The 26,474-nt window shown below is 35.0% G+C and carries 31 protein-coding genes, 1 tRNA gene and 1 pseudogene; 29 read left to right on the top strand and 4 right to left on the bottom strand.

What is annotated here, in order from left to right; all coding sequences use genetic code 11:
- Positions 1-4 precede the first annotated feature (4 nt).
- Genes ABD941_RS04135 through udk form a run of 3 tightly spaced genes read right to left on the bottom strand, consistent with a single transcriptional unit; the run spans position 5 to position 2,292 of the window.
- On the bottom strand, positions 5-1,369 hold the full coding sequence (locus ABD941_RS04135; protein WP_345272774.1) for a methylmalonyl-CoA mutase subunit beta: 1,365 nt from the start codon (positions 1,367-1,369) through the stop codon (positions 5-7).
- Positions 1,362-1,685, bottom strand: coding sequence for an FtsB family cell division protein (locus ABD941_RS04130; protein WP_345272773.1), 324 nt, complete (start codon positions 1,683-1,685; stop codon positions 1,362-1,364). The genes ABD941_RS04135 and ABD941_RS04130 overlap by 8 nt, the downstream gene beginning before the upstream one ends.
- Position 1,686: 1 nt before the next feature.
- The gene (gene udk, locus ABD941_RS04125; protein ID WP_345272772.1) at positions 1,687-2,292 is read right to left on the bottom strand and encodes a uridine kinase; all 606 of its coding nucleotides are present in this window, start codon (positions 2,290-2,292) and stop codon (positions 1,687-1,689) included.
- Positions 2,293-2,452: 160 nt separating this feature from the next.
- Here udk and ABD941_RS04120 point away from each other — a divergent pair.
- Together ABD941_RS04120 and ABD941_RS04115 are read left to right on the top strand one after the other, a co-directional pair.
- A tRNA-Pro gene (locus ABD941_RS04120) sits at positions 2,453-2,527 on the top strand.
- Between the two features lie 251 nt (positions 2,528-2,778).
- Positions 2,779-4,038 carry a site-specific integrase gene (locus tag ABD941_RS04115; RefSeq protein WP_345272771.1) on the top strand — a complete coding sequence of 420 codons (1,260 nt, stop codon included), beginning with the start codon at positions 2,779-2,781 and terminating at the stop codon, positions 4,036-4,038.
- Positions 4,039-4,128: 90 nt separating this feature from the next.
- On the opposite strand, the gene ABD941_RS04110 is transcribed toward ABD941_RS04115, so the two are convergent.
- Positions 4,129-4,527, bottom strand: a complete 399-nt coding sequence (locus ABD941_RS04110) for a helix-turn-helix domain-containing protein (protein ID WP_345272770.1) — start codon at positions 4,525-4,527, stop codon at positions 4,129-4,131.
- Between the two features lie 125 nt (positions 4,528-4,652).
- On the opposite strand from ABD941_RS04110, the gene ABD941_RS04105 reads away from it, so the two are divergent.
- The 27 genes and pseudogenes from ABD941_RS04105 (at position 4,653) to ABD941_RS03975 (ending at position 26,440) form a co-directional block, all read left to right on the top strand.
- A complete protein-coding gene (locus ABD941_RS04105; protein WP_345272769.1) occupies positions 4,653-5,861 on the top strand; it encodes a HEPN domain-containing protein in 1,209 nt (402 codons plus the stop codon).
- Positions 5,862-5,871: 10 nt separating this feature from the next.
- Positions 5,872-6,216 carry a hypothetical protein gene (locus tag ABD941_RS04100; protein ID WP_345272768.1) on the top strand — a complete coding sequence of 115 codons (345 nt, stop codon included), beginning with the start codon at positions 5,872-5,874 and terminating at the stop codon, positions 6,214-6,216.
- A complete protein-coding gene (locus ABD941_RS04095) occupies positions 6,206-6,559 on the top strand; it encodes a hypothetical protein (RefSeq protein WP_345272767.1) in 354 nt (117 codons plus the stop codon). Before ABD941_RS04100 ends, ABD941_RS04095 begins: the two co-directional genes overlap by 11 nt.
- 321 nt (positions 6,560-6,880) lie before the next feature.
- A pseudogene (locus ABD941_RS04090) lies at positions 6,881-7,075 on the top strand (Arm DNA-binding domain-containing protein); the annotation flags it as partial.
- 141 nt (positions 7,076-7,216) lie between these two features.
- A complete protein-coding gene (locus tag ABD941_RS04085; protein ID WP_345272766.1) occupies positions 7,217-8,065 on the top strand; it encodes a site-specific integrase in 849 nt (282 codons plus the stop codon).
- A gap of 57 nt (positions 8,066-8,122) precedes the next feature.
- The gene (locus ABD941_RS04080; RefSeq protein ID WP_345272765.1) at positions 8,123-8,686 is read left to right on the top strand and encodes a TetR/AcrR family transcriptional regulator; all 564 of its coding nucleotides are present in this window, start codon (positions 8,123-8,125) and stop codon (positions 8,684-8,686) included.
- A 54-nt stretch (positions 8,687-8,740) separates the two neighbouring features.
- Positions 8,741-9,727: an alpha/beta fold hydrolase gene (locus ABD941_RS04075; RefSeq protein ID WP_345272764.1), complete on the top strand. Its 987-nt coding sequence runs from the start codon at positions 8,741-8,743 to the stop codon at positions 9,725-9,727.
- 147 nt (positions 9,728-9,874) lie between these two features.
- Complete coding sequence (locus ABD941_RS04070; protein WP_345272763.1) at positions 9,875-10,240, top strand: DsrE family protein; 366 nt, start codon at positions 9,875-9,877, stop codon at positions 10,238-10,240.
- A gap of 67 nt (positions 10,241-10,307) precedes the next feature.
- Positions 10,308-11,216, top strand: coding sequence for a pyridoxamine 5'-phosphate oxidase family protein (locus ABD941_RS04065; protein ID WP_345272762.1), 909 nt, complete (start codon positions 10,308-10,310; stop codon positions 11,214-11,216).
- 2 nt (positions 11,217-11,218) lie between these two features.
- A complete protein-coding gene (locus ABD941_RS04060) occupies positions 11,219-12,241 on the top strand; it encodes an FAD-binding oxidoreductase (RefSeq protein ID WP_345272761.1) in 1,023 nt (340 codons plus the stop codon).
- Entirely contained in the window at positions 12,199-12,822 is a 624-nt protein-coding gene (locus tag ABD941_RS04055) for a pyridoxamine 5'-phosphate oxidase family protein (RefSeq protein ID WP_345272760.1), read from the top strand. Before ABD941_RS04060 ends, ABD941_RS04055 begins: the two co-directional genes overlap by 43 nt.
- Positions 12,809-13,276 (top strand): nucleoside deaminase, encoded by a 468-nt coding sequence (locus tag ABD941_RS04050; protein WP_345272759.1) that lies wholly within the window; start codon positions 12,809-12,811, stop codon positions 13,274-13,276. The genes ABD941_RS04055 and ABD941_RS04050 overlap by 14 nt, the downstream gene beginning before the upstream one ends.
- 352 nt (positions 13,277-13,628) lie before the next feature.
- Complete coding sequence (locus ABD941_RS04045) at positions 13,629-14,177, top strand: phage integrase SAM-like domain-containing protein (RefSeq protein ID WP_345273666.1); 549 nt, start codon at positions 13,629-13,631, stop codon at positions 14,175-14,177.
- 30 nt (positions 14,178-14,207) lie between these two features.
- Positions 14,208-14,645 (top strand): site-specific integrase, encoded by a 438-nt coding sequence (locus tag ABD941_RS04040; RefSeq protein ID WP_345272758.1) that lies wholly within the window; start codon positions 14,208-14,210, stop codon positions 14,643-14,645.
- Positions 14,579-14,779, top strand: coding sequence for a tyrosine-type recombinase/integrase (locus ABD941_RS04035; protein ID WP_345272757.1), 201 nt, complete (start codon positions 14,579-14,581; stop codon positions 14,777-14,779). The genes ABD941_RS04040 and ABD941_RS04035 overlap by 67 nt, the downstream gene beginning before the upstream one ends.
- A 115-nt stretch (positions 14,780-14,894) precedes the next feature.
- Positions 14,895-15,488 carry a TetR/AcrR family transcriptional regulator gene (locus tag ABD941_RS04030; protein ID WP_345272756.1) on the top strand — a complete coding sequence of 198 codons (594 nt, stop codon included), beginning with the start codon at positions 14,895-14,897 and terminating at the stop codon, positions 15,486-15,488.
- A 55-nt stretch (positions 15,489-15,543) separates the two neighbouring features.
- Positions 15,544-16,893 (top strand): TolC family protein, encoded by a 1,350-nt coding sequence (locus ABD941_RS04025; protein ID WP_345272755.1) that lies wholly within the window; start codon positions 15,544-15,546, stop codon positions 16,891-16,893.
- Between the two features lie 8 nt (positions 16,894-16,901).
- Positions 16,902-17,954: an efflux RND transporter periplasmic adaptor subunit gene (locus ABD941_RS04020; RefSeq protein ID WP_345272754.1), complete on the top strand. Its 1,053-nt coding sequence runs from the start codon at positions 16,902-16,904 to the stop codon at positions 17,952-17,954.
- On the top strand, positions 17,951-21,001 hold the full coding sequence (locus tag ABD941_RS04015) for an efflux RND transporter permease subunit (RefSeq protein WP_345272753.1): 3,051 nt from the start codon (positions 17,951-17,953) through the stop codon (positions 20,999-21,001). Before ABD941_RS04020 ends, ABD941_RS04015 begins: the two co-directional genes overlap by 4 nt.
- A 176-nt stretch (positions 21,002-21,177) precedes the next feature.
- Positions 21,178-22,107, top strand: a complete 930-nt coding sequence (locus ABD941_RS04010) for an alpha/beta fold hydrolase (RefSeq protein WP_345272752.1) — start codon at positions 21,178-21,180, stop codon at positions 22,105-22,107.
- On the top strand, positions 22,107-22,577 hold the full coding sequence (locus ABD941_RS04005; protein ID WP_345273665.1) for an RNA polymerase sigma factor: 471 nt from the start codon (positions 22,107-22,109) through the stop codon (positions 22,575-22,577). The genes ABD941_RS04010 and ABD941_RS04005 overlap by 1 nt, the downstream gene beginning before the upstream one ends.
- Positions 22,567-23,157: a hypothetical protein gene (locus ABD941_RS04000; RefSeq protein WP_345272751.1), complete on the top strand. Its 591-nt coding sequence runs from the start codon at positions 22,567-22,569 to the stop codon at positions 23,155-23,157. Before ABD941_RS04005 ends, ABD941_RS04000 begins: the two co-directional genes overlap by 11 nt.
- Before the next feature lie 11 nt (positions 23,158-23,168).
- Entirely contained in the window at positions 23,169-23,561 is a 393-nt protein-coding gene (locus tag ABD941_RS03995) for a hypothetical protein (RefSeq protein ID WP_345272750.1), read from the top strand.
- Positions 23,562-23,752: 191 nt separating this feature from the next.
- Positions 23,753-24,286: a peroxiredoxin-like family protein gene (locus ABD941_RS03990; protein WP_345272749.1), complete on the top strand. Its 534-nt coding sequence runs from the start codon at positions 23,753-23,755 to the stop codon at positions 24,284-24,286.
- On the top strand, positions 24,274-24,678 hold the full coding sequence (locus tag ABD941_RS03985) for a hypothetical protein (RefSeq protein ID WP_345272748.1): 405 nt from the start codon (positions 24,274-24,276) through the stop codon (positions 24,676-24,678). The genes ABD941_RS03990 and ABD941_RS03985 overlap by 13 nt, the downstream gene beginning before the upstream one ends.
- 71 nt (positions 24,679-24,749) lie before the next feature.
- A complete protein-coding gene (locus tag ABD941_RS03980) occupies positions 24,750-25,499 on the top strand; it encodes a DUF6597 domain-containing transcriptional factor (RefSeq protein ID WP_345272747.1) in 750 nt (249 codons plus the stop codon).
- A gap of 44 nt (positions 25,500-25,543) precedes the next feature.
- Positions 25,544-26,440, top strand: a complete 897-nt coding sequence (locus ABD941_RS03975; protein WP_345272746.1) for an alpha/beta fold hydrolase — start codon at positions 25,544-25,546, stop codon at positions 26,438-26,440.
- The last annotated feature ends 34 nt before the right edge of the window (positions 26,441-26,474 follow it).

Below are 26,474 nucleotides of genomic sequence, written 5' to 3'. Positions count from 1 at the left end.
AATATTACTCGGTTTCTAATCGTTTTTGTTCTAATAGTTCTGCTAACCGCTTTTCTATTATAGGTTCTATTAGTGTTTTTCTTTGATTTGTTTTTACAAAGGGGTAGAGTTCCAATTCATTTTTCATTTTATCATGGGTGTTTGGGTGTTTGTTTGTCCCCAATAAAATGTCCTCTCCCGCATTAAATTGTTCCTGTTCTTTATTCGCGTTTTCTTTTATTTTGCGTTGGATGGTGCCGTCTTTTAGCTGTTTTAAAAAACCACCGTTGGCTTCAATATCTTTAAATACATTTAAAGCTTTTTCGGCTAGTTGATGGGTAAGATTTTCTATGTAATAGGACCCGTCTGATGGGTTGTCAACTTTATCAAAATAACTTTCGTGCTTTAAAACTAATAATTGATTTCTGGCAATACGTTCCCCAAACTCATTGCTTTTATGATAAATGGCATCATATGGTAAATTGCATATTGTATTTGCACCACCAAGAATAGCACTCATACACTCCGTAGTCGTACGTAACATATTAGTATTATAGTCGTAGAGTGTTTTATTGCGTTTAGTTGGTAAGGCAAAAATATGGCAAGTTGTATTGGTGTTGTATTCTAGGGCAAGTGTATGCCAAAGGGTACGTAAAGCTCTAAGTTTTGCTATTTCGAAAAAATAATTGGTACTAACGGAAACTTTAAAATCAATATTGAAAAATGGTGTTGCTTCTTTCTTAATAGCCCTGTAATTTAAGTACTCATTGGCATGGGCTAAGGCATACGCCAGTTGTTGTACCATGTTTGCCCCAGCGTTTTGATATAAAGAAACATCAATACAAAACTGTGATGTGTGTTCCGTAATAGATTCAAATTTTTTAAAGTCATCGTTTAAATTATTGAACCAATTCCCAGTTTTAGTCAGATTCCCTATAATGTCTGTTTGAATCTGTATGCCTGCTTTTGATGTCATGGCAGAAAGCTTTTTAACAAATTTTTCAGAAAGAAATTGCAATTCAAAATAAAGAGGAGTGGTATCTAAATCTAAGTTTTTTAATAAGTCTTCAATTGAAATGTCTTCTGATGGTAAAATAAAATGAATACTTTCTGCTCCACGTTGAATAACATCAAGAGCTTTTAGGTTAGATTTTTTAACATCAGCGACAAAAATAGACTGACAGATGTTCCATTGGGTAGCTTGTGTATTTGAAACACTTGGAAGTATTTCAAAATCATCGGCATGATAAAATGGCTTTACATTTATAGCTTCGTTAGTTTTCCAAATAAGGGTGTCATTATAATCAGCGCCTTTTAAATCGAACTGTATTTTTTGCTTCCACTGTTTGGAAGAGACAGTATCAAATTCACCGAAAAACTCTTTATTCATTCTGTTTTGTTTTTAAACTATCTTCATATTCAATAATGTAAATGTCTTCATTGTCACGTTTCATATAATATGCTTCGCGAGCAAATTTCTCTAAACCTTCTTCTGTGCTCAATTCTTTTAAGGCTTTGTTATCTTTTTCTATTTCTTTTCTATAATAGTCTTTTTCGTTTTCTAAATCTTTAATATCGGTGTTTAATTCATGATGAATAAGCCAAGAATTGGCATCAAAAAATAACATCCAAACAGCAAATACCACTAAAATAAGTATAAATATATTTTTGAAGGGGTTAAGGTATTTATTATTAGGAATGCCCATATTAAAGTTTTTCTGTTATTATGGTTCTAACAATATCAACAGCAACAGTATTGTACTTGTTATTAGGAATGATAATATCTGCGTATTCCTTCATAGGTTCAATGAACTGATTATGCATTGGTTTTAATGTTGTTTTATAGCGTTGCAAAACTTCGTTTAAGTCCCTTCCGCGTTCAGAAATATCCCGTTTTAAGCGTCTGATTAAACGCTCATCACTATCAGCATGCACGAAAATTTTAATATCAAACATTGCTCTTAACTCAGGATTTGTGAGTATTAAAATACCTTCAACAATCATTACCTTTCTAGGGTTCGTAATAATAGTGTCACCGGTTCTATTGTGTTTAACGAACGAATATATGGGTTGGTGTATGGCTTTGTTGTTTTTTAAGTCTTTTAAGTGGGTTGCTAATAAATCGAAATCAATAGATCGTGGGTGGTCAAAATTTATTTTAACACGCTCATCATAAGTTAAATGGGAGGTGTCTTTATAATAGGAGTCTTGAGATATTATACCAACTTCGCCTTCTGGAAGTTCATTTAATATCTGATTCACAACGGTTGTTTTACCACATCCAGTACCACCAGCAATTCCTATTATAAGCACAATTATAAATTTAATATTTAACTTAACAAATTTAAGATTATTTCTTTGTAAAAAATTTAAAGCCCTTTATATTTTTAAAAAGTAAAAAAGAAATGCTCAAATGATTTTAATTATAAAAGAAAACTATATATTTGCAGTCCTTAAAAAAGGATAACTAATTCGGGGTGTAGCGTAGCCCGGTTATCGCGCCACGTTTGGGACGTGGAGGCCGCAGGTTCGAATCCTGCCACCCCGACAAAATAGTATATCAATCTACATCAAAAACCTGTTAATCGTATGATTTACAGGTTTTTCGCATTTTAACAATATCATATGGATGTAAAAAATACTGTTAAAAAAGGCAACAAATCGGATAACAAATCCATTTTGATCAAAGTGTTGACCGAATTGTTAAAATTCAATGATTAGTTGGTAGAATAAATGTATCTTTAAAGTGATTTGACTTTCGTCTGGTAATAAACTAAGTATTAACAAAAAGACGAAATCATGAAAACAACAACAACTTTCAGTATTTTGTTCTGGGCAGATTTTTCCAGAGCAAAAAACAACCAAGCCTCCATTTACGTTAGAATCACAGTTAATGGTAAACGGGCAACCATTAGTTTAAAACGAAAAGTTTCCGTATCCGATTGGGATGCGCATAAGGGAAGATCCCGAGGCACTAACCAAAACGCTAGAATACTTAACAACTATTTAGAAGAAGTAAATAGTGGTATTTTTAAATGTTATCAAGAATTAAAGCTAGAACATAAGCTTATAACCTCCCAAGCAATAAAAGCAAGGTATTTAGGAGAAGATGAGCAGAATCATTCCGTTATTGATATTATTAAGTATCATAATGAAGATATGCAGGGTAAATTAAAATGGGGCACTCAAAAGAATTACTATACCACCCAAAAGTATGTATCAAAATTTCTATTAAAAACCTATAAGACCACTGATATCTATTTACAAGAACTTGATTATAACTTCATAATTAAGTTTGAAAAATATTTAAAAGGACATACTCCTGATGAGCATCAAAAACCAATGGGTAATAATACGGTGATGAAACATATAGAGCGTTTCAGAAAATTGATAAACTTGGCATTTAAACTGGGATGGATTGACAAAGCCCCCTTTGTAAACTTCAAAGCCAAATTTATAAAAATAGAGCGAGGTTTTTTAAGTTTACAGGAACTGAAAGCAGTAGAGGAGAAGCAATTTACGATTGAGCGGTTGCAATTGGTCAAAGACCTGTTCGTGTTCAGTTGCTATACCAGTTTAAGTTATATAGATGTCATTAATTTAACGGAAGATAATATTAGTATAGGAATTGACGGCGAATTATGGATTTACTATAAACGAGAGAAAACAACCAAGTTCATAAGAATCCCAATACTTCCACAGGCATTGGAAATTATAGAAAAGTATAAAAGGACTAGAAAGTCAAAGATTCAAGAAAATTTATTTCCAAAAATTTCAAACCAAAAACTAAATGCTTACCTAAAGGAAATAGCTGATTTATGTGGTATCAAAAAGAATTTAACATTCCATATTGCTAGACACACCTTTGCCACCACGGTAACATTAAGTAATGGTATGCCCATTGAAACAGTCTCAAAATTATTAGGACATTCTAGAATATCAACTACCCAAGTTTATGCTAAGGTTATTGAGCGAAAAGTTAGTGATGATATGAAAAAACTAAGAGAACAGTTTTTGAAGGCAAAAAACGATTCAGATAATGTGTATCAAAGTTTATAGACCTTTTAAGAGTAGTTTAAAAGTAAAAAGGGAATCGTTTTTTAAATGATTCCCTTTTTCAATAGTATATTTTTTTTGTATCAAGTAATTTTATTTTTCTTTCATTAGCTTTTCCAAATACTCAATTTTATCTTTTTCAGCTTGCAAAAGGCGTTCGTAAAGTTCAACAACTTTATCTAATGGGTTGAAGGTCGCAAATGAACCTTGGTTAAAACTATTTCCTTGACTAGAACTATTATCGTAAAAGTTATTAAAATAGTTTATTGCCAGTTCTTCAGAAAAATTTCTAATAGTTTCAGATGACACATTTAAAGCTTTAGCAACTTTATCTAGTTTATCATCTTCAACCTCTGGGGACTGTTCAATTTTCGAGACTGCCTGCTGGCTAATTCCTAAAGCGTCTGCAAGGGTTTCCTGCTTCATGCCTCTAAGTTCACGAATCCGACTAATTTTCCGTCCTATGTGATTTGGTTTTGTGGCTGTTTCCATACTTCAAATATAGTGATTAATCCCATAAATATACAAGTAAAAAACAAGTTGCGCCGAGTAAATTACAACTTGCTGTGGTTCGGTACTCAAGGTGCAAATCGTTACTTTATATAAAAGCTAAAATTATGGAAGCAACAATCAACAATCAAAGCATTCTAAACGACCCAAAGGAGCTTGAAGGCATAGTTTTAAAAATCAATACCTTGTTAGATGTAGAGCGCATTTATTTAAGCCAAGGCACAGAAAGAAATCCTTTTAAGTATAGAATGACTATTATAACAAGCCTGTTACCCAGAGGAATTGCGACCCAAATACAACCCGTTATCACAAGTATATTTGAGGACTATCCAGATTATAAATATTCGTTTTTCTCATTGCAATATGTCAATCAAGAATTGCATCAGGGCAACCTGTATTTCCATAATCATTGCCTAGATAAATATTTAGTTTATAAAGATACAAGCTTGAATGCCCCATGGGTTTTAAAAACCTTGGATTTAGAAAAGGTTTATGAAAAAGCAAAAACCAGATTTAAACGCGATATATCTAAAGTTAAATCATTTAAAAAAGGTGTAAAATTTTACCTAAACCGAAAAGACCATCCACAAGCCGCGTTTATGGTTCACCAAACCTATGAACTGACCTATCGCATGTTAGAAAGCTTTATAACAGGATCCGTGAAAATATGCCATAGTATCAGCAATCATGAAAGTTATGTTGAAGGCTATATTACCCCATTAAAAGGAGTGTTTTCAAAACACTCAGAAGCAGATAAAACTTTATTAAAGCTGTTGGATGACGCATATGGGTCGTCGAGATACACCCATCATTATACCATTACAGAACAAGAAATGCAAGCCCTAAACCTTAGAGTATCACTTTTCATAAAAGAAGTTATTAGACTATTCAATCAAGAATTATTAAAGTTTCAAAACGAAGTGTATTACAATGCCACGAACATAACAGAAGCCAACTGTCCGATTAAAAAAACAAAAAAGAACTCCAACAAAAACTATAAAAAGCTTAAAAGGATTAAAGAATTAAGTAAAGAAAATTTTAAGCTATTAACCCCAATAGGAGGTAAGCACAATGGCTATTATTTGAATTATGTTCGAGTTTATGATTATGTGGAACTGTTCAGCACATTAAAATCCATGCTCAATGTTAGTATCCTAGCCTTGGAAGGACAACAAGACTTAACACTACATATAAAGAATATAGAATCCGATGTAAAAACTGTTTTAGAATTCGCTAAGAAATTAATCCCCTTTGAGGAAGCTATTTATTTGGATAAAATGCGAGAACTCATGCTATCAAAAAAAGAAAGAAAATAATCAGACCATTATGAAAAAGAAAACAAAAAAAATAAAAGCCATTAAAAAACTGGTTAAAAATTTCTCTGGAATGCAAAAAGAACCTTATGGGAATCGAACACGAAAAACCATCAGTATTGAAGTGTCCAGTAATGAGGATATCACCAGTTATATTTCTGAACTTTTGAAAGTGTGTTATTATTGTTTAGATGGGAATGGGATGTTCGCATCCCCTGCATATAGAAGCACTATTGCAGAGCATAGTGTCACAAAGGTTATTAATTTGATTTTGGAACTCTTACCACACGATCAGATGCATTGTATGGATCGTATTGCAGAACTTCTTGAGACAGCAGATAATAAAGATGAAAAATAAGGATAACACCATTAGATCGGACAAAGAAAAACTGGAAGCTACTGTTAAGCTTTTAAGCCCTAGAAAACGAAAGTGCTATCAGATTGATGATGAGGAACTATCATCACAAGAGGTTACTTTTATGGTTGAAAATAATGGCGAATTGCGCTATATCATTTCTTGCCTTTTAAGGGTTAGTATTTTAGCTTTAGAGGGCGATGGAATTTTATGTCCTCCAAGATTACCTTTTTGTTCAAACGAATCCGCAGTTATAACCATACTTGAATTAATAGATAATATATTACCTGATGACCAACTAAACAGTTATGACGATATAGAAAAACTATTATTGTCAAAAGAGTAGTAAATGGAAAATAAGCAAGAAACCAAATAAATTCATTCGAGTCCCGTCCAGACCGCTTATTGGGAAATTAAAATCCCTCAAAACCTTGTAAATCGTATGATTTACAAGGTTTTATAATTTTAAGGCAATCATACAAATTGATATGATTTACTTTTAAAAGGTCACAAATCGTCAACATATCTTTTTTTATAAAAAAATGTTGACAGAATAACTTAACTTACTGATATGCATGTAGTTGATTTGACTTTCGTCCAACGATGTTTAACCATTAAAAGACGACGACTATGCGCACTTCATCAACATTTTCAATCCTAATTCTGGATATACGCCTCACGTGCAGTAAATAACCAGACAAACATCTATATACGCCTTACCCTAAATGGCCAACGGGTCAATATTAGTTTAAAGCGAAAAGTGGATACTACTACTTGGAATGCAAAGACTCAACGAGCAGATGGCTCCAGTAAAGTTTCAAAGGCGCTCAACCTTTATCCGAATGATGTTCAATCAAAAATCTATCGGATTTATGAGCAAATGAAATCAGATGAAATTCTCTCTACTTCCCAATCTATAAAAGATAGATTTCTTGGCGAATCAAGAAAAAGTCATTCATTCCAGAATCTTATTGAGTATCATAATGAGAAAATGCAACATAAATTGCATAAGAACACGATAGGTCAATATAAAACAAGCCAACGGTATATGCTCTCTTATATTCTAGAGGAATACAAGAAGCCAGATATTTTACTTCTTGAAATGGACTACAGCTTTGTTGTAGGATTTGAAAATTACCTCAGAAGCTTTGTGCCGAAATCTGGTCAACTAAAAATTGGTCATAATACGGCAATGAAGCACATTAAACGTTTAAGAAGAATGATTACTTTGGCTTATCGAATGGAATGGCTGGTCAGAGACCCGTTTGATAATTATACCATTAGAATCGAAAAAAAGGCACGTGAGTTTTTGACTGCTCACGAACTGAGAAGTATTGAGGATATGACATCATCAATAGAACGACTTATTATCGTAAGAGATATTTTCATTTTCAGCTGTTATACCGGAATTTCGTATGTTGATATTGTTGAATTGACCGATTGTAATATTGTAATTGGTTTGGACGACAAACCTTGGATAATGGCTGAAAGAGTCAAAACAGGAACACCTTTTAAAATTCCATTACTAGCTCAAGCCAAAAAATTAATAGATAAATATAAAGAACACCCGAGAACTTACGGTAGTGATGCTATTCCACCTCGACTTTCCAATCAGAAACTAAACAGTTACCTCAAGGAAATAGCAGATTTATGTAGAATTAAAAAGAACCTGACTTTTCATATGGCGCGACATACTTTTGCGACTACTGTGACCTTGTCAAATGGGGTTCCCATAGAAACTGTTTCCAAGCTACTAGGTCATACGAAAATTGCTACCACACAAATTTATGCAAGAGTTGTTGAAAGAAAGATGAGTGAGGATATGCAATCATTAAGTAATTTATTGACTTAATTCAATAAATAATTACCGAACGTTTGGTAGGTAATTATTTTTTATTATATTTGTACTATGAGACCACAAAAAGTAGAGGATAAAGAATTATTAATGAGTATGATGTCCGTTCTTAGAGATAAGGGATATGATGGCACGAGTTTAAATGATTTATCTAATGCAGCTGGCTTAAAAAAAGCAAGCCTCTATCATAGGTTTCCCGGTGGTAAGAAAGAAATTGGACAGGCATTACTATCTTTCATTGATGACTGGCTTGAAAAAAGTATTCTTCAGGTTATAGCGGATAATGGACTATTACCGAAAGAACGATTGAACCTAGTATTAAGTAATATTAAAGATATATATGAAGACGGGAATAAGGCTTGTCTAATGAAAGCCGTTTCTGCACAAATTGGTTTAAATCTTTTCGGTGACGAACTTAATGATAGTATGGGTAAATGGATTGATGGCTTTAAAAACCTTGCACTCGCTTTTGAATTTGATAAAGATGAAGCTTACAAAATTGGTCAAGAAGTACTAATAAAAATTCAAGGCAGTCTCATAGTTTCCAAGGGAATGAAATCCAACAAATATTTTTTGAATACTCTAGAAGAAATTCAAAATATATATATTAATAAATAAAAAATTTGATTACTAATTTTACCGTACGTTCGGTAAACAACTAAAATTTGAATTATGAAAATTAAAAATTTGAAATCTTTTATAGTCCTTGCCTTGTTGGCTGGGCTGTTCGCCACAGCAACATCATTTAGTAATAATGAGTCTAGAGCGGCGGAACAAATTGAGAGTATTATTAGTGAACCTACTTATCACAAGACAATTAGCATTAATGGAGTAGATGTTTTCTACAGAGAAGCGGGAACTGGGGACAAGCCTACCATCTTATTATTGCACGGTTATCCAACATCGTCCCATATGTTCCGAAATCTTATTAAGAACTTGTCGCACAAATACCACGTATTGGCACCCGATTATCCTGGATATGGAAGAAGCGAACAGCCGTCAATCAACGATTTCGAATACACCTTTGATAATATGGCCGAAATAGTTGAAGATTTTCTTGACGAATTAAAAGTAGATAAATATAGCATATATCTTATGGACTATGGCGCGCCAATTGGGTTTCGAATAGCATCGAAATATCCTAAGCGTGTTGAGTCTCTTATTATTCAGAATGGTAATGCATACGAGGAGGGGCTACGAGACTTTTGGATACCTATAAAAAAATATTGGAACAACAAAACTCTTGAAAACGGAAAGGCGCTGGAAGGATTCCATTCACACGATGGATTGATTTGGCAATATACCCACGGCGTGCAGGATTCTACTAAAATTAGCCCAGATAATTGGCAAATCGATGAGAGACATATTCTAAAAGAAGGGAACAATGAGATTCAGTTAGCGATGTTCTACGACTACAGAACAAATGTTCCCTTATATCCCAAATGGCAGAAATATTTTAGAGAACATCAACCGCCCACGCTAATAGTTTGGGGCAAAAATGACTACATATTCCCTTCGGACGGAGCACACCCATACAAAAAAGACTTAAAGAATTTAGAATTCCATTTGCTGGATACAGGGCACTTCGCTATTGAAGAAAAAGGCGATGAGATTGCAAATTACATCTTGAACTTTTTGGATAAGTATAATATAAAGTAGTATACAGTAAACCCCACTCTTAGGAGTTAGCGTTGCATACGATATAACTGAAAAATTAACCAAACGATACATCAAAGTATTGTTATGGTCAAGAAAAAAGTTACAACCATAATGGTGTAGCTGTAGTTTAATTTTAAATCTATAATTATGAGTAAAACAGCGATTGTGGTTCTTTCAGAACCAAAGGCAGGGTCCGATGAAGCATTGGGCCGAGTATTCAATGCATTGGCAGCCGCCTATGATTTCAAAACTGCGGGCGAGGATGTTCAAATCCAATTCCAAGGTGCCGGCACAAGATGGCCTGAGGAACTTCAGAAAGAAGACCATCCAGGACACAAATTGTATCAAGCCGTCGAGGACAAAATTGCAGGTATTTCCTGCGGCTGTGCCGACGTATTTGGTGCAGACGCATCTGGACTTGACCTGATTACTGACAATCAAGTACCAGGAACGACTGGCTTGCCAAGTCTGGTAAAATTACAGAAGGATGGCTATAACATCCTAACATTTTAAAGTAAGGGTTCGCCCAGATAAAGATGGTCTGGGCGAACTTTTTATTATTAACGAAAATTAAAGAGTTATGTACCACGAAGGGGAACGAAAAATTCAAGAATTGACAGAAGAAGTCAATATTGCCGACGCAAATGGACGAGTAATCAATAATTCCATTGTACTGGGTGCCATTAAATTTATCGAAAACCAGTCGATGGTCATCATTAGTAGTGTGGATTCACAACAGAATGTTTGGATTTCAATAGTTACAGGAAATAATGGCTTCATCGAAGTAGAGGAGCACAACAAATTATCGATTGACCTAAACAGAGTTACCAGTAGCAAACTTGATATTCTATTTAAGAACCTAATCGAAAATAATAGTGTTGGAACACTTTTTATCGAGTTGGCAAGTCGGAGAAGATATCGAATCAATGGTGATATTTCAATCACCGATGATAAAATAAGACTGACCGTTGTGGAAGCATATCCTAACTGTCCAAAATATATTCAACAACGAAAAATAGTTTCACCGACCGCCACCGAAACATTGGGTTCTAAGCAAAAGATGGGCAGCATACTGTCTGAACAATTGAAAGATTGGATTTCATCATCGGATACACTATTCGTCGGTAGTCAAAGTAGCCACGGTCTAATGGATGCTTCGCACAGGGGCGGAAATCCGGGCTTTGTTCAAATTCCTGACGAACATATTATAAAGATTCCTGATTATTCTGGTAACAGCCTTTATAACACCTTGGGCAATTTTGTTCAAAATGCTAATGCAGGTCTTCTTTTTATTGACTTTGTTGAGAACAAAACACTACAGCTAACAGGCAAAGCTTCCATACTTTTCGACCAAAACAGCGAAAAGGATATGGAATTGACGGGCGGAACTGGCCGCTACTGGATTTTCAAAATTTCCAGTTGGATAATTACCCATAATCACAATAACACCAATTGGGAATTCAATAGTTTTTCCCCATTCAATCCTTAAAGATGTTCAGCAATTTTTACATAAATAAAATAATTCGTGAAAGTACTACCATTAAATCATTCTACCTCAAACCAAAAGAGGAGTGCGAGCTTGAAGATTATCAACCCGGTCAGTTCGTTACGGTTCGGGTAAAAACCAGAAGTGGTGAAGTGGTTACACGAAATTATACGTTGTCTGATGCACCAAATGGAGATAATCTAAGGCTTACGATAAAAAGAGAAACGAAAGGGCAAATGTCCAGATACTTTCACGACGTGTTGCAAGTGGGTGACGAAATAGAGGTAAGCGCTCCGATGGGGGATTTTCATTTGAATACTAAGAGCACTTCTCCCATTGTTCTAATTTCAGGTGGTGTGGGCATAACGCCAATGATAAGTATGCTTGAATATGTTTCTGCAAATCAGAGGGACAGAGAAATACATTTTCTCCACTCAAGCCTTGATAAAAATGTGCAACCGTTCATCAAAAGGCTCAATGACCTTAAAACAGCAAACCCCAATCTTAAACTTTCTATATATCATTCTACGCCATTGAAAACTGAAAAATCTGGATTGGATTACGACTTTGAAGGATTTATCGACAAGGATGGATTAAGCAGAACCGTAAGTCAGGACAGCAACTATTTCCTTTGTGGGCCATCAGGCTTTATGAACGCTATGTACGACCACTTGGTCGATTTAAATGTTCCTGAAGAGGACATTTTATATGAATTTTTCGGTCAAGGGAAAAAGCTGGGAACCGAAAGAAGCAATGACAATTCGGAAAGTCAAATAACCGTACTGTTTTCTGGTTCGGGGATAGAAACCCTATGGAATTCTGATATGAGCAGTATTCTCGACTTGGCAGAATCAGAGGGACTCGCACCACCCAGCAGTTGCAGAATGGGTACGTGTTCGACTTGTGAATCGCAATTGCTGGGCGGTACTATTTTATATGACCCCGAACCCTTTATGATGCCATCGGCAGATGACAAAATATTTATATGCTGTGCCAGACCTACCTCAGACATAAACCTGAATATTTAAGAATGATGATTAAAAATTTTACCGATATAGCATTTACTGAGAGCGTGAAAGAAGAGCAGCGTGCCAGGGGTTCCCGAAACAATTATTTGCAAATGGAACAAATGGAAATGGTCCAACTACATCAGAGGGAGATAGCTTTTATTCAAAGTCGCGATATGTTCTATATGTCAAGTGTTGCTGAAAACGGATGGCCCTACGTACAGTTTCGAGGTGGCCCGAAGGGATTTCTCAAAGTGCTCTCTCCCACCCAAATCAGCTTTGCGAATTTTCGTGGCAATATGCAGTATATAAGCTATGGTAACCTGACCGATTCGAATAAAGTTGCTTTAATCCTGATGGATTACCCTTCAAGGACCAGATTGAAAATCTGGGCCGAGGCAGAAATAATCAAGCCTAACGATAATGAACTTTTCAATGATTTGGTTTCTGATGATTACGAGGCTGTTGTAGAACACCTTTTTGTTTTGAACGTAAAGGCATTTGACTGGAACTGTCCGCAACATATAATTCCTCGATATACCGAAGAAGAGTTTAGGGCAATCTTGAATATTACTGATAGAACTACCGATGATGACGATTAAAACCCATAGCGACTATATGGAATACTGTCTTGTGTTGGCAGAGAAGGCTTTGTCCAATGGCAATCCACCAGTAGGTGCGATTCTGGTCTATCGGAACGAAGTTATTGGGGAAGGCATCGAAAGCGGTAAATCAACGAGTGACATTACAAATCACGCTGAAATTAATGCCATTCGCAATGCCATACAAAAAGGAAAAGTAGATTTCCTTTCAGACTCGATTATGTACACTACGCACGAACCTTGCATTATGTGTTCTTATGTCATCAGACATCATAAGATTTCAAAAATAGTGTTTGGGACTGAGGTACAATTTGTAGGGGGATGCACCTCTAAACTCAATGTATTAACTACTGATGCTGTCCCCAAATGGGGTACGGGACCTGAAATCATTAAGGGTGTATTGAAAGACCGTTGTGACATATTATCGAAAAAATTTGAAAACTCTTTAAAATGATTTCAGTAGAAGAAGCAATACATATCATCGATAAAGAAATTGAACCAAACAAGGGCATCATAAAACCATTGAATGACTCATTGAGCTATGTTCTGGCAAAGGATGTATACTTTTGCATCAGACGAAAACAAGTTGAACTATCAATCATTGTAAATAGGTCACAAATCGTCAACATATCTTCTTTATTATTAATATGTTGACAGAATAACCTAACTTGCTTATATAATTATAGTTGATTTGACTTTCGTCTCAAAAATGTTTAACCATTAAAAGACGACAACTATGAGAACTTCAACAACATTTTCAGTACTGTTTTGGGTATACGGTAAACGTGTAATCAAAGATCAAGTAAATATCTACTTACGAGATTACCTTAAATGGTAAGCGCGTTAATATTAGCCTTAAAAAGAAAATTAATATTACCACTTGGGATGAAAAAATCCAGAGAGCAAATGGGACAGATAAAGAATCACGTATTCTAAATCTTTATTTGAACGAGGTACAATCAAAAGTTTATCGAGTTTACGAAGATTTTAAAAAGGAAGAAAAGCCATTAACTTCCCAAATGGTAAAAGCTAGATATTTAGGTGAAGACAGAAGGCACTTTTCTTTTCAAAACCTTATTGACTATCATAATGAAAAGAGACAACACAAACTGCATAAGAACACGATGGGCCAAAACAAGACTAGCCAACGCTATATGACAGAATTATTTTCTGAAGAATTCAAGGTGAGTGATATCCCTTTGGCAAAGCTTGATTATAGTTTCGTTATCGGTTTTGAGAATTTTCTTCGTTCTCACGTCCCAAAAAGCGGTCAGCCTAAAATAGGGAACAATGCAGCTATGAAACATATTAAGAGGCTACGTAGAATGGTTACTTTAGCTTATCGAATGGAATGAATTGACAAAGACCCATTCATAAATTTTAAGATGAAGATTGAACAAAAAGAGCGCGGTTTCTTAACTAAGGAAGAATTAAAAAGTATTGAGGATTTATCATCTTCAATTGAGCGTTTAGTGGTGGTAAAGGATTTGTTCCTTTTCAGCTGCTACACCGGTATATCGCACAGCGATATTATTGAATTGACAAGTGATAATATTGTTACAGGAATAGATGTACATCCTTGGATAATGGCAGATAGAATAAAGACAGGTACGCCATTTAAAATTCCTTTATTGTCAAAGGCTGCTATTTTGATAGATAAATACAAAGAGCATATTAGAACCTATGATACTGATAGCCTTCTACCCAAACTTTCTAATCAGAAATTGAATAACTTCTTAAAGGAAATTTCTGATTTATGTGGCATCAAAAAGAATCTTCCTTTCATATGGCCAGACATACGTTTGCCACTACCGTTACCGTAAGTAATGGTGTCCCAATAGAAACTGTCTCTAAATTATTAGGCTATACAAAATTGGCCACAACTCAAATTTATGCTAAGGAAGTCGAGAGAAAGGTCAGCGAATATATGGAAAAGCTAAAACTAATATTAAATTGAGTTGCACTTTAATTTAGGCATATTTGAGCCTAAATGAAACAATGATTTCTAAAAAAAAGACGCATCGGTCTCTTTTGATTTATTTTGTTATCTTTGGACTTGTAGAACAATGATTATGTACACAGAAAAAGGCGAGCGAACTAGACAGCATTTTATAGAAGTTAGTGCCGACTTATTCAATAAGAAGGGATATGCCGGTACTGCTGTATCTGAAATATTGGAAGCTGCTGGATATTCAAAAGGTGCGCTATACAGAACTTTCACGGATAAGGATGAACTTTCTTTAGAGGCCTTTAAGTACAACCTAGGTAAATTACAACGTGGACTGGTTAAGAATATACAATCTGAAAAATCAGCTATCAACAAGCTATTGGCTATCCCTAACTTTTACCTTAATGTTAGTTTAGAACGGTTCGTTCCTGGTGGTTGTCCTATTCTTAATACCGCAATCGAGGTGGATGACACAAATCCTAAAATGAACGATGTGGTAAAAAAAGCTTTTTCAAATTGGAAGAATTTAATCTTGGAAATCATTGTAGAAGGCCAATCAAATAAAGAGTTCAACCAAGAATTGAATGCAACCGAAATGGCATTTTACATCATCGCCACCATTGAAGGTAGCATAGCCTTAGCCAAATCATTTAAGGACAAAAGCGTTTTAAATTCCAATATGGAACAATTGAAAAAACACATCAGAACCAATACTTAAAAAAATTTACTTAAAAAAAGACCGTACGGTCTTTAATATTATAAATTAGAATTAAATGAATTTAAAATTTCCCATAGTTACTTTAATACTATCAGTATCGACTTCCGTGACTGGACAACAGGTACTTGAAGATTATGTGGAGACTGGCCTAGCATCCAACCAACAATATCTAAAGGAAAGACTGAATACAGATATTGCGAAAGAAGAAAGTAATATTTCAAAAAGCGGATTTCTTCCGGATGTAAGTTTCAATACCAGTTACATTATAGCAGATGGTGGCAGAGCTATCGGATTTCCAGTCGGCGACCTATTCAATCCTGCATACTCTGCATTGAACCAATTAACAAATTCTAACCAATTCCCTACCAATTTACAAAACATCAACGAGCAACTATTGCCAAACGACTTTCACGAGACCAAGATTAGGGTTGTGCAACCCATCCTGAACACTAACATCTACTACGGATACAAGGCCAAGAAATCCATGGTATCAGTTAACGAAGCCAAAGCTGATGCTTATAAGAATCAGTTAGGGTTTGAAATTAGAAAAGCATACTACAATTATTTAAAACTATTAGAACAGAAAGTTATTCTGGATAGTACACGTGTTATCGTCAAAGAGCTCGTTCGGGTAAACGGTAAGTTTGTAAAATACGACGTTGAGACCAAGGACGTACTTTATAATGCCGAAGCACAACTATACCAAGTTGATGCCCAACTTGCAACCGCTGAAAAAAATATTAGTAAGTCCCGAAATTTCTTCAATTTTTTATTGAATCGTGACTTGGAAACATCAATTATAACTGATGAGCCTTTAGTTTTTAAGCGCGAAATATATTCCATGGTGAAATTGCAGGAAAAAGCACTTTCAAATCGTACGGAAGTAAACCAGATACAAAGCGGTATTGAAGCGAGCGACTATGAAATAAAGCGTAGTAGAGGATTCTTGATTCCGCATATTTCCACAGCTGCGGAATTTGGGTATCAAGGTTTTGGGTATGAGTTCGATAAAAATCAGGGTTACTACCTCATAAGTTTCAATCTGTCTTGGTCTATTTTTCAAGGTGGCAGAAATAATGCTCAAGTAAGAAAGGCGAAACTGGGAAAACAGCAACTCGAAGCGGACTTTAGTGATATCAAAAAAAGAATCCAGTTAGAGGTTTCAACAGCGGTGTATGAATACGAGGAAACTCTGAAAATCTATGATGCACAAGTGGCACAGCTCAAAAGTTCCCAAGAAAATTTCAAGATTATCCAATCGAAGTACAAACAGAGCCAAGTGCTTTTGGTAGAATTTAACCAAGCCCGTACCCAGTTGACAACTGCACAGCTTATGGAATCTATCGCGCGATTTAATATCAAGATAGCAAAAGCCAATCTCAACAGAGCCGTTCAAATGAATTAACACCTATTATGAAACATACATATCCAATTATTCTATTCGTAACATTATTCAGCACCATCAGCTGCAAACAAGAATATGTTACCCAAACCCAATCTGTAACATCGACGGCAAAGAACGTACGTGCGGTCAAACTTCAGAGTATGGTACAAATCGAACCAGTTACCGCCACGGGAACCTTATTATCCAAAGAAGAGGTGGTGTTATCATTTAAAATAGGAGGCATCGTCAATAGTTTAAACGTGAACGTAGGCGAATCCATCATCAGAAACCAACAGCTAGGCAGCCTTAACCTCTCTGAAATAAACGCGCAAGTCGTTGGTGCCACTAATGCCTATGACAAATCGGTTCGTGATTTGGAACGTGCTACAAACCTCTATCGCGACACGGTAGGTACGTTAGAACAGCAACAAAATGCTAAGACCGCTAAAGAAATTGCAAATTCCAATCTTGATATCGCTCGTTTTAATAGGCGTTTTTCAGTCATAAATACGCCCGTAAAAGGTAAGGTTCTGCAACGTTATGTAGATGTTGGTCAACTGGTCTCACCTGGTCAACCCATTTACAGAGTAGGAAGTGCTGGCACAAGAGGTTCCCAGACCATACGCTTAGGGATAGCCGATAAAGATATCGTAAAGATTATCCTTAAGGATTCTGCAACTATACGTTTTGACGCTTTTGCTAAAGCGGAATATAACGCCATCGTAACAGAAATTTCACAGGCAGCAAATCCTAAAACAGGACTCTTTGAAGTCGAACTTACAATTGATGAATATAGACAAGAACTGAAGAACGGGTTCATAGGTGCTGTTAGTATCAAACCATCACTATCACTATCAACCTATAAGATTCCAATGAACGCACTTGTTGAGGGAAAACAGAACAAGGCTTCGATTTTCTATACGGAAGACGATAGCACGGTAAAGTATTTAGAAGTAGAAGTATTGAATTTTGTGGAAGACTTTTTCACTGTAGCTGCCGATGCACTTCCGAAGCAGATAAAGGTAATAACTGAAGGCGCACCGTATTTAGCAAAAAATGACTCTATAAATATCGCACAATGAAGTTACCTGAAATAGCGCTTAAAAACCATCTTTTTGTACTTACGACAATTGCCCTTTTGATTTTCATAGGCATACGCACGTTCAATAGTATGCCACGGTCGGAAGACCCTTTTTTATCCGTCCCAAAGTACACAGCGGTTATCGTGTATCCTGGGGCGAGCCCTGAAGATATGGAAAAACTGATTGTTGACCCTATCGAAGAGGTGGTAAAGGAAGTGGACGATATTACCGAAATACGGACTGAAATCGCGAATGGACTCGCCATCCTTGTAATTGAATCTGAATACGGAATCGATTATGACAATATCTACAACGATATCGTTGATGCCATTAACAAAATAAGAGGTGATTTACCCAATGGTATTGCAGAACTGGACATATCACAGTATAAAGCGGAAGACCGCATCGTAGTTCATCAATTCGCTCTGGTTTCGGAAATCGTTCCCTATAAACTTCTTAATGATTTTGCTGAAGATTTGGAACAAAATCTTGAAGTTTCAAAATATATCAAGAAAATCGAAATCGAGGCAAGTCCGCAAGAAGAAATTCGTATCAGTCTGGATTTTCAGAAAATGGCAAATCTGGGCATTCCGCTTCGTCAAGTGATAGCAACATTGCAAAGTAACAACGTTAACATTCCCGGTGGTAGTATAAAATCCGGTAATCTGAGTTTTAATTTAAAGACTACGGGAAGCTACGGGTCTTTAGAAGATTTACGCAATACCGCAATTACTTCGGACAACGGTCAAATAGTCTACCTCCGAAATATTGCTGATATCAATTACGATTATGAGGATATGCGGTGGATAGGACGCTTCAATGGTAAAAAAGCCATCTATATTGTGGTAACACAGATAAAGGGTGGGAATATTATTAAACTTTCAGAAGAACTTGAAACCATTTCTTCTTTGTTTAAGGAACAATTGCCGAGCACGATACAATTGGAAACCGCCTTTGAACAGGCACCTGCGGTAAAATTACGTATCAATGATTTCATTTCCAATCTGTTCCAAGGCATCATACTAGTCGGGATTATCATCTTGATTTTTTTAGGCTGGCGACCTGCCTTGATTATTATAACCGTTATTCCGCTGTCTATTTTGATAGCGATTACTTTTCTGGACTTTTCAGATTATGCCCTACAACAAATAAGTATCGCTGCATTGGTGGTAGCCTTGGGTTTATTGGTGGATAATGGTATCGTGGTAATTGAAAATATCGTCCGTTTTAAAAGAGACGGTTTTTCTCTAATGGAAGCTGCCGCGAAAGGTACTAGCGAAGTAGGGTATGCCATAATTAGCTCAACACTTACTACAGTATTAGCCTTTGCCCCATTATCCTTGCTCAATAGTGGTCCTGGGGAATTTCTTAGAAGCTTGCCCATTACGGTTATCTATGTTTTGGTAGTTTCCCTGATACTTGCTCTGACCTTTACGCCGATTATGGCAAGTCGATTACTCGAAAAACGAAAAGAGAAAAAGACGTCCATTGTCCTTAAGAAATTGGATGGTTTTATTGAAAAACGATATGTCCCATTACTTCGCTTTTCTTTAAGAAAGGGCTGGATAATCCTTGTGGTGGGTGTTGTGATACTGTTGGGGTCATTAACATTATTCCCCAGGATAGGAATAAGCTTTTTCCCAACTGCTGACAAACCGATGCTTTTGATAGATGTCGACCACCCCTATTCCAGTAATATAGACCATACCGATAATACTCTAAAATTTGTAGAATCTGTGCTGGATACGACCGATTACATTGCCAATTATACCGTAAATGCCGGTCACGGTAATCCGCAGGTGTATTACAATCGTGTTCCCGAAAATTACAAGTCCTATCACGGTGAGGTACTGGTCAATTTTGAGGAATGGGAACCTGAAAGATTCTACATTGCCTTAGAACAATTGAGAAAGGTTTTCTCTGGTTATCCGGATGCGCGGATATCGTTTCGGGAACTGAAAAACGGTGCGCCATTCAAAGCACCGATTGAAATATTATTGATTGGTGAGGAACTTGATACGCTAAAGCGCATTTCCTCTGATGTTGAAAAAATGTTGAGAAGTGCCGATGGGATTTTGGATGTGGACAATCCTTTGGCAATTGCTAAGACCGATATTAAAATTATAATCAATCGCGACAAGGCCTCATTGTACAATGTATCGCTTTTGGAACTCGACCAGACCATTAGGGCGAGTCTAAACGGATTACAGATAGACAACCTTAAAATGGATGCCGATGGTGAGGACTATCCGTTGGTATTGCGACTTCCATTTATGGACAGACCATCGTTGGACGATTTTGATAAGGTCTATGTTGCCAACCAAAACGGAGAGCAAATCCCAATTAATCAATTGACTTCCCTAGCGTTTGAGCAGGATTACGCCAAAATCAACCATTTTAATACCGAACGTACTGCAGCGATTACAGCCAATGTACTAGACCCTGATAAAACGAAAGCGTATACCGAAGCCATCATACCTAAACTGGATGCCTACAAATGGCCGAAAGACTACCGCTATTATTTAGGAGGTGAGTATGAGACCCAAAGTAAAAGTTTTGGGGATTTAGGAATTCTGCTCATTACATCGCTAATTTTAATCTTTGCGGTGTTAGTACTTCAATTCAAATCCATCACACAGCCCTTAATCATTTTTTCCGCGATTCCGTTAGGTATAAGTGGTTCTTTTATAGCCTTATTTCTATCGGGATGGTCATTTTCCTTTTTTGCATTTGTAGGCTTTATAAGCCTTATCGGCATCGTTATCAACAATTCCATAATACTGGTAGACTATACGAACCAACTTATTATAGAAGGAAATGAAAAAGTATTAGCCATCGAGATTGCTGCAAAAAGAAGATTTACCCCAATCGTACTCACATCATTGACGACTATTTTAGGGTTGATGCCCCTTACATTTTCAGGAACCTCTTTATGGTCCCCTTTGGGATGGACTTTAATTGGCGGAATGATTTCATCCACATTATTAACGCTACTTATAGTTCCAATTTTATATAAATGGCTGACTGAAATAACTAAAAACAAATAACTATGATTTGCAAAATTTTGAAATATACGTTTTTCGGAAGCTATATGCTCAAATAGAAAAATCAACGAACACAAAACCACAACTTTTCAAGATGCATACCATTAGGCAACAATTAAAAAAATAATTTGTAACATTTTAACATTCATTGTATCTAAATGAAAAATAAAGGAAACAAAATGAAAAAAATTATCACCATATTCGTTTTTATCTTAGCTACAATAGCTGTTAATTCGCAAACAATTTATTCAAAAGCATTTGGTAACTCAAATAATGAACCAGTAATTTACCTACACGGCGGTCCTGGATACAACTCAATAGCTTTTGAAGTGACAACGGTTAAAAAACTTAGCGAAAATGGGTTTTTTGTAATAGTGTATGATAGACGTGGTGAGGGTCGATCCTTAGATGAAAATGCGAAATTTACATTTCAAGAAACGTTTGATGATCTGGACTCTATTTATAAAAAATTTAACTTGAAAAATGCTACCTTAATTGGGCATAGTTTTGGAGGAGTGGTTGGGACTCTTTATGCAGAGAAGTACCCAAAGAAAACAAAATCTTTAGTATTGATAGCCTCCCCATTATCTATACAAGAAACTTTGAGCACCATTATAAAAACTTCCAAAAGCATTTACGAAAGTAATAATGACAACAACAACTTAAGGTACATTGGAATGCTTGAGACCATGGATAAAAATTCATTGGAATATAGTTCTTACAGTTTTGGACATGCCATGCAAAATGGTTTTTATATGCCAAAAGCCCCAACTGAAGAAGCTCTAGCCATTTACACAGAATTGAAATCAAATACTTCATTCGAAAGTAAGGAAGCTAAAATGACCATGGAAGCACCAAAAGGGTTTTGGGAAAATGAAAATTATACTTTAATAGATCTGACACAAAACTTAAAAAATGTTCTAAAACATAAAGTTCCAATTTTTGGACTCTACGGTACTGAAGATGGTTTATATTCAAAAGAACATGTTATGAAACTCAATAAAATAATATCTAAAAATAATTTTAAATATATAGATAATTGTTCTCACAATGTATTTATTGATCAACAAAATCAGTTTATAGCCTATTTAAAAGCTTGGATACTATAATGACTTTTGAAGAAATTTACAAGGTGTATTGGCCAAAAGTTTATCGGCAATGTATGGGTTATATGAACGACCCTGACACTGCTAAGGATATTGCTCAAGACACCTTTATAAAAGTTTGGCAACATTTACCGAAATTCAGGAATGAATCTTCTATAGGTACTTGGATATTTAGAATTTCAGTAAACTCTTGCTTAAGGCAAATTGGGAAAGATAATAAGATGCCAAAATCTGAATTACCTAATGAAATATTTGAAGAAATTCTTGTTAACGATGAACCTAAAGTGGAATTTTTGTATAGATGCATTTCAGAACTTCCTGAAGTTGAGCGTATCATTATATCATTGGAACTTGAGGAATTGAAACAGAAAGAAATTGCAAAAATTGTCGGTCTTTCTGAAAGTAATGTCAGAGTGAGAATTCACCGAATTAAAGAAAAATTAACCAAAAAATTCCAGCAACATGGCAGATAACATAAACTTTAAGCAATACTGGAAAAAGCAAATAATTGAAACTCCAACACCAGAGGAACTAATAAAAAAAGCCAACAAGTTTAAAAGAAAAATACGCTTTAGGCTAATTGTAGCCAATATTGTTTTACTCATATCTTGCATGGGTATTAGTTTTGTTTGGTTCTATTATCAACCCGAGTATTTGACAACAAAAATTGGAATTATCGTTATTATTATAGCAATTCTAATATACTTAGCCTTCCAAGTCACCTTAACTTCGCTTCTATTCAAGAGGAATTATGAGGTAAACGCCAAAGATCAGTTGCTACAGTTGTTAAAACTTAAAGAAAAACAGCGTTTTCAGCGAACAACGCTATTAAATGGTTACTTCTTTTTACTTTCTTTAGGCCTTGGTCTTTATATGTATGAGTATGCTGTTAGAATGACCTTGACTTGGGCTATAGTAACTTACGGGATAGTGCTTTTTATGATCGCTCTAAATGCGTTTTATTTTAGACCAAAAACCATAAAGAAACAACAAGCCCAACTGAATAAATTGATAGCTCAATTAAAAGATTTGAAAGACCAATTAAATCATTAAAAATTACAAATATGAACACAAAAATAGTAATGACCTCAAGCGCCATACTCTTAGCCGGAATTGGAATCCTTTTTTCTTTTTTGCCAAATGAAGTAATGGAATATTTAAATATAGAATCAAATACTATTACAGTACTCTTTTTGAATTTATTGAGTGCATTATATTTAGGTTTTGGGCTTTTAAATTGGATGGCAAAAAGAACGCTAATTGGAGGAATATATAATAAGCCAATCGCAATTGGAAATCTAATGCATTTTGGAGTTGGGGCAATTGCATTAGTTAAAGTTGCTTTCAATATCCAAACACATTCAGAGATTATTATTTCGCTCACAGTAATATATATGATTTTTACAATACTCTTTTTGTATGTGTTTAGAAATAATCCGACTAAAATAGAAAAGTAGAAAAGCTATAGGTGGTACTTGAATAGCTATTTTTCGCAAACATTTAATATACGAATAGCATACTTTAAAGAAGATTCAATAGACAATGAACGCTGGATTATTAATTATAAAAACGCTACAAAAGAAATAAACCTACTAGTAAGTTTTTACAATTAGTGTAAGTAATTTTCTTCTATTACGTTTAATGCTATATGGGAAAATTAAATAAAGCAGACAGCGCACCTGATTTTACATCTGAAGATTATTTGGGTAAAGTAATAAATTTGAAAGATTACCAAAATGATAAGATTCTTTTGAGTTTCTTTAGAGGAGCAACATGTCCATTTTGTAACCTAAGATTAAACCAATTAATAAAAAAGTATCCTGAATTTAAAAGGCTGGGAATTAAAGTAATCACCATTTTTGCATCATCTAAAGAAGAAATTTCGACTTATTCTGGACAACAGAAAGCACCTTTTACTATAATAGTTGACCCAACAAAAGAAATTTACAAGAATTATGGTATAGAAGAATCTTACTTTGGCATGTTTAGAACCATGATAAACCCTTTGAAAATGTTGAAAGTCATGTTTAGTAGTTATTTTAATATGAAATCTATTAAAGATAGACCTATTCTACCTGCTGATTTTCTTATTGATCAGGATAATAAAATTTATGTAGCTTATTATGGTAAAAACTTTGGAGATCATATGCCTATTCAAGACATATTAGAATGGAAAAAATAACTGCAATTAACCTTATGCTCTATCTATTAGTAGTGGTAATACTTTTTCATTTATGTATTATGCTAAAAATAGTTCCTTATGAAATTTCTTGGGGAGGAAGATTAAAAAATGATACTGAGATGTATGTTTTTGAAACCATTTCAATCATAATCAATCTACTTCTATTTTCAATCCTATTAATCAAAGGAAAGTATTTAGGACGATTTATATCAATGAAAATAGTGAATGCTGCTTTATGGGTTTTCTTAGTAGTATTTGGATTGAATACTATTGGAAATATTTTAGCTAAAACCTATTTCGAGAAATTTTTTGCTCTATTGACCTTGTTTTTTTCAATTTTAATTTGGATCATTCTACGTAAAGATAAAAAACGAAAGCACAACATCGTGTAAGATGCATTTTAATGCATCTTGCACTTAACGTTGTATGTCTCATAAATTGGCACAAACTTAAAGTACAGAACATGAACTACTACCAACAAGCACCTAATGAAGTTTTAAAAAAGTACGTCAGATGTTTCTGGTGGTTAGATAACGATTCATCAAAAAATCTTAATTACACCATTTTACCTGACGGTTTTTTTGATATTATCGTTCGCTTTGATAATTACAAATACCAAAGTACCATGCTGACTGGACTATATACAAAAGAGGTTGAAGTGGTTATTCCTCCAAATCATCAACTTTTCGGAATACAATTCAAATTACCAGCTGTAGAATATGTATTCCGCGAAAGTGTTGCTCCCTTATTAAACTCTGAAAAAAAGTTGACCGATGCTTTCTGGAATCTAAATTCATTTGACTTTTCCGAAAACGCAGAAACAATTGATAGGTTAAGCTCAATAATAAGTCAAGAAATTAATAAAGAAAAAAATCTAGACGATCGAAAACTTCATCTATTCAGGTTATTGAACCAAACTAAGGGCAATGAGAGTGTGAGTTATTTTACCAATAAATTATTTTGGTCTAGCAGGCAAATCAACAGATATTTTAAAAAAATGTTTGGGCTTTCACTAAAAAGCTATTGTAATATATTACGATGTTCGGCATCATTTAAAGACATCAAAAAAGGAAATTTATTGTCTAATCAAAATTATTACGACAGATCTCATTTTAATAAAGAAATAAAAAAGCATACCAGCCACACTCCAAAAAGCCTGTCAAATAACGAAAACGACCGATTTTTACAAATTTCTATCATACCTAATAAGTAACTTTGTGATATTCCTAACCATAATAAACAGGGATGGACAAATAAGTGGTTGCATGGAAGAACAAAGGTCGAACATTAGAAATAAACGGTCATCAAGTATTTTACATAAAGGAAGGAAGCGGCCCTAACCTTTTAATACTTCACGGGTATCCTTTCAATACCTTCGAGTGGAAATCTGTTTGGGAAAATCTAGTAAATGATTACACCGTTTTTACATTTGATTATTTGGGCATGGGATTTTCAGATAAACCCAAAGATCATGACTATAGCTTTCATGAACATTGTGAAATGGTTAATTTTCTAATTGAGTTTTGGGGTATTAAACATACCCATATCCTGTCACATGACTTAGGAGTCAGTATTGTTCAAGAATTATTAGCTAGGGACTTAGCTTCACAGAACTGCTTTAAAATACAATCGGTAGCATTTATGAACGGTGGTTTGTTTATGGATAGTTACAAACCTAGAATGATACAACGGTTGCTTTCTCAGTCTCCAAAGCCTATTGGAAAGTTGTTGAGTAAACTTCTCACTAAAAAGAAGTTGAAAAAATCGATACAATCAGTTTTTGGTCCCTATACACAACCCACGGACAAACTCATAAATCAATTCTGGGATATTTTAAATTATAACGACGGCAAGTCAATCGCCTATTTGATAGGGAGGCTGGTTTTTGATAAATTAAACCATCAAGAAAGATGGATAAGTGCCATGCAAAACACGAAGATCCCAATGTGCTTTATGAATGGGCCGTTCGATCCTAATTCTGGTATTCATATGGCCAATCGATATAAAGAACTGATTCCCAACCCGAATGTAAAGCTACTTTGGCAAGACATTGGACATTGGCCACAAATTGAGGACCCAGGCAGTGTTTTATTATATTATGAAGAATTTAGGCGTGAAATTAATAATACATCTAATAGGAATTATCTTGACTAAAAGATTTTCTCAAATTTGAGAATACTTGAAGTGA

It is taken from the genome of Flaviramulus aquimarinus, assembly GCF_039543205.1.
GTDB classification, from domain to species: domain Bacteria; phylum Bacteroidota; class Bacteroidia; order Flavobacteriales; family Flavobacteriaceae; genus Flaviramulus_B; species Flaviramulus_B aquimarinus.
Note: the sequence above shows the minus strand (reverse complement) of the source record. Positions and strands in the feature narration are given on the sequence as shown.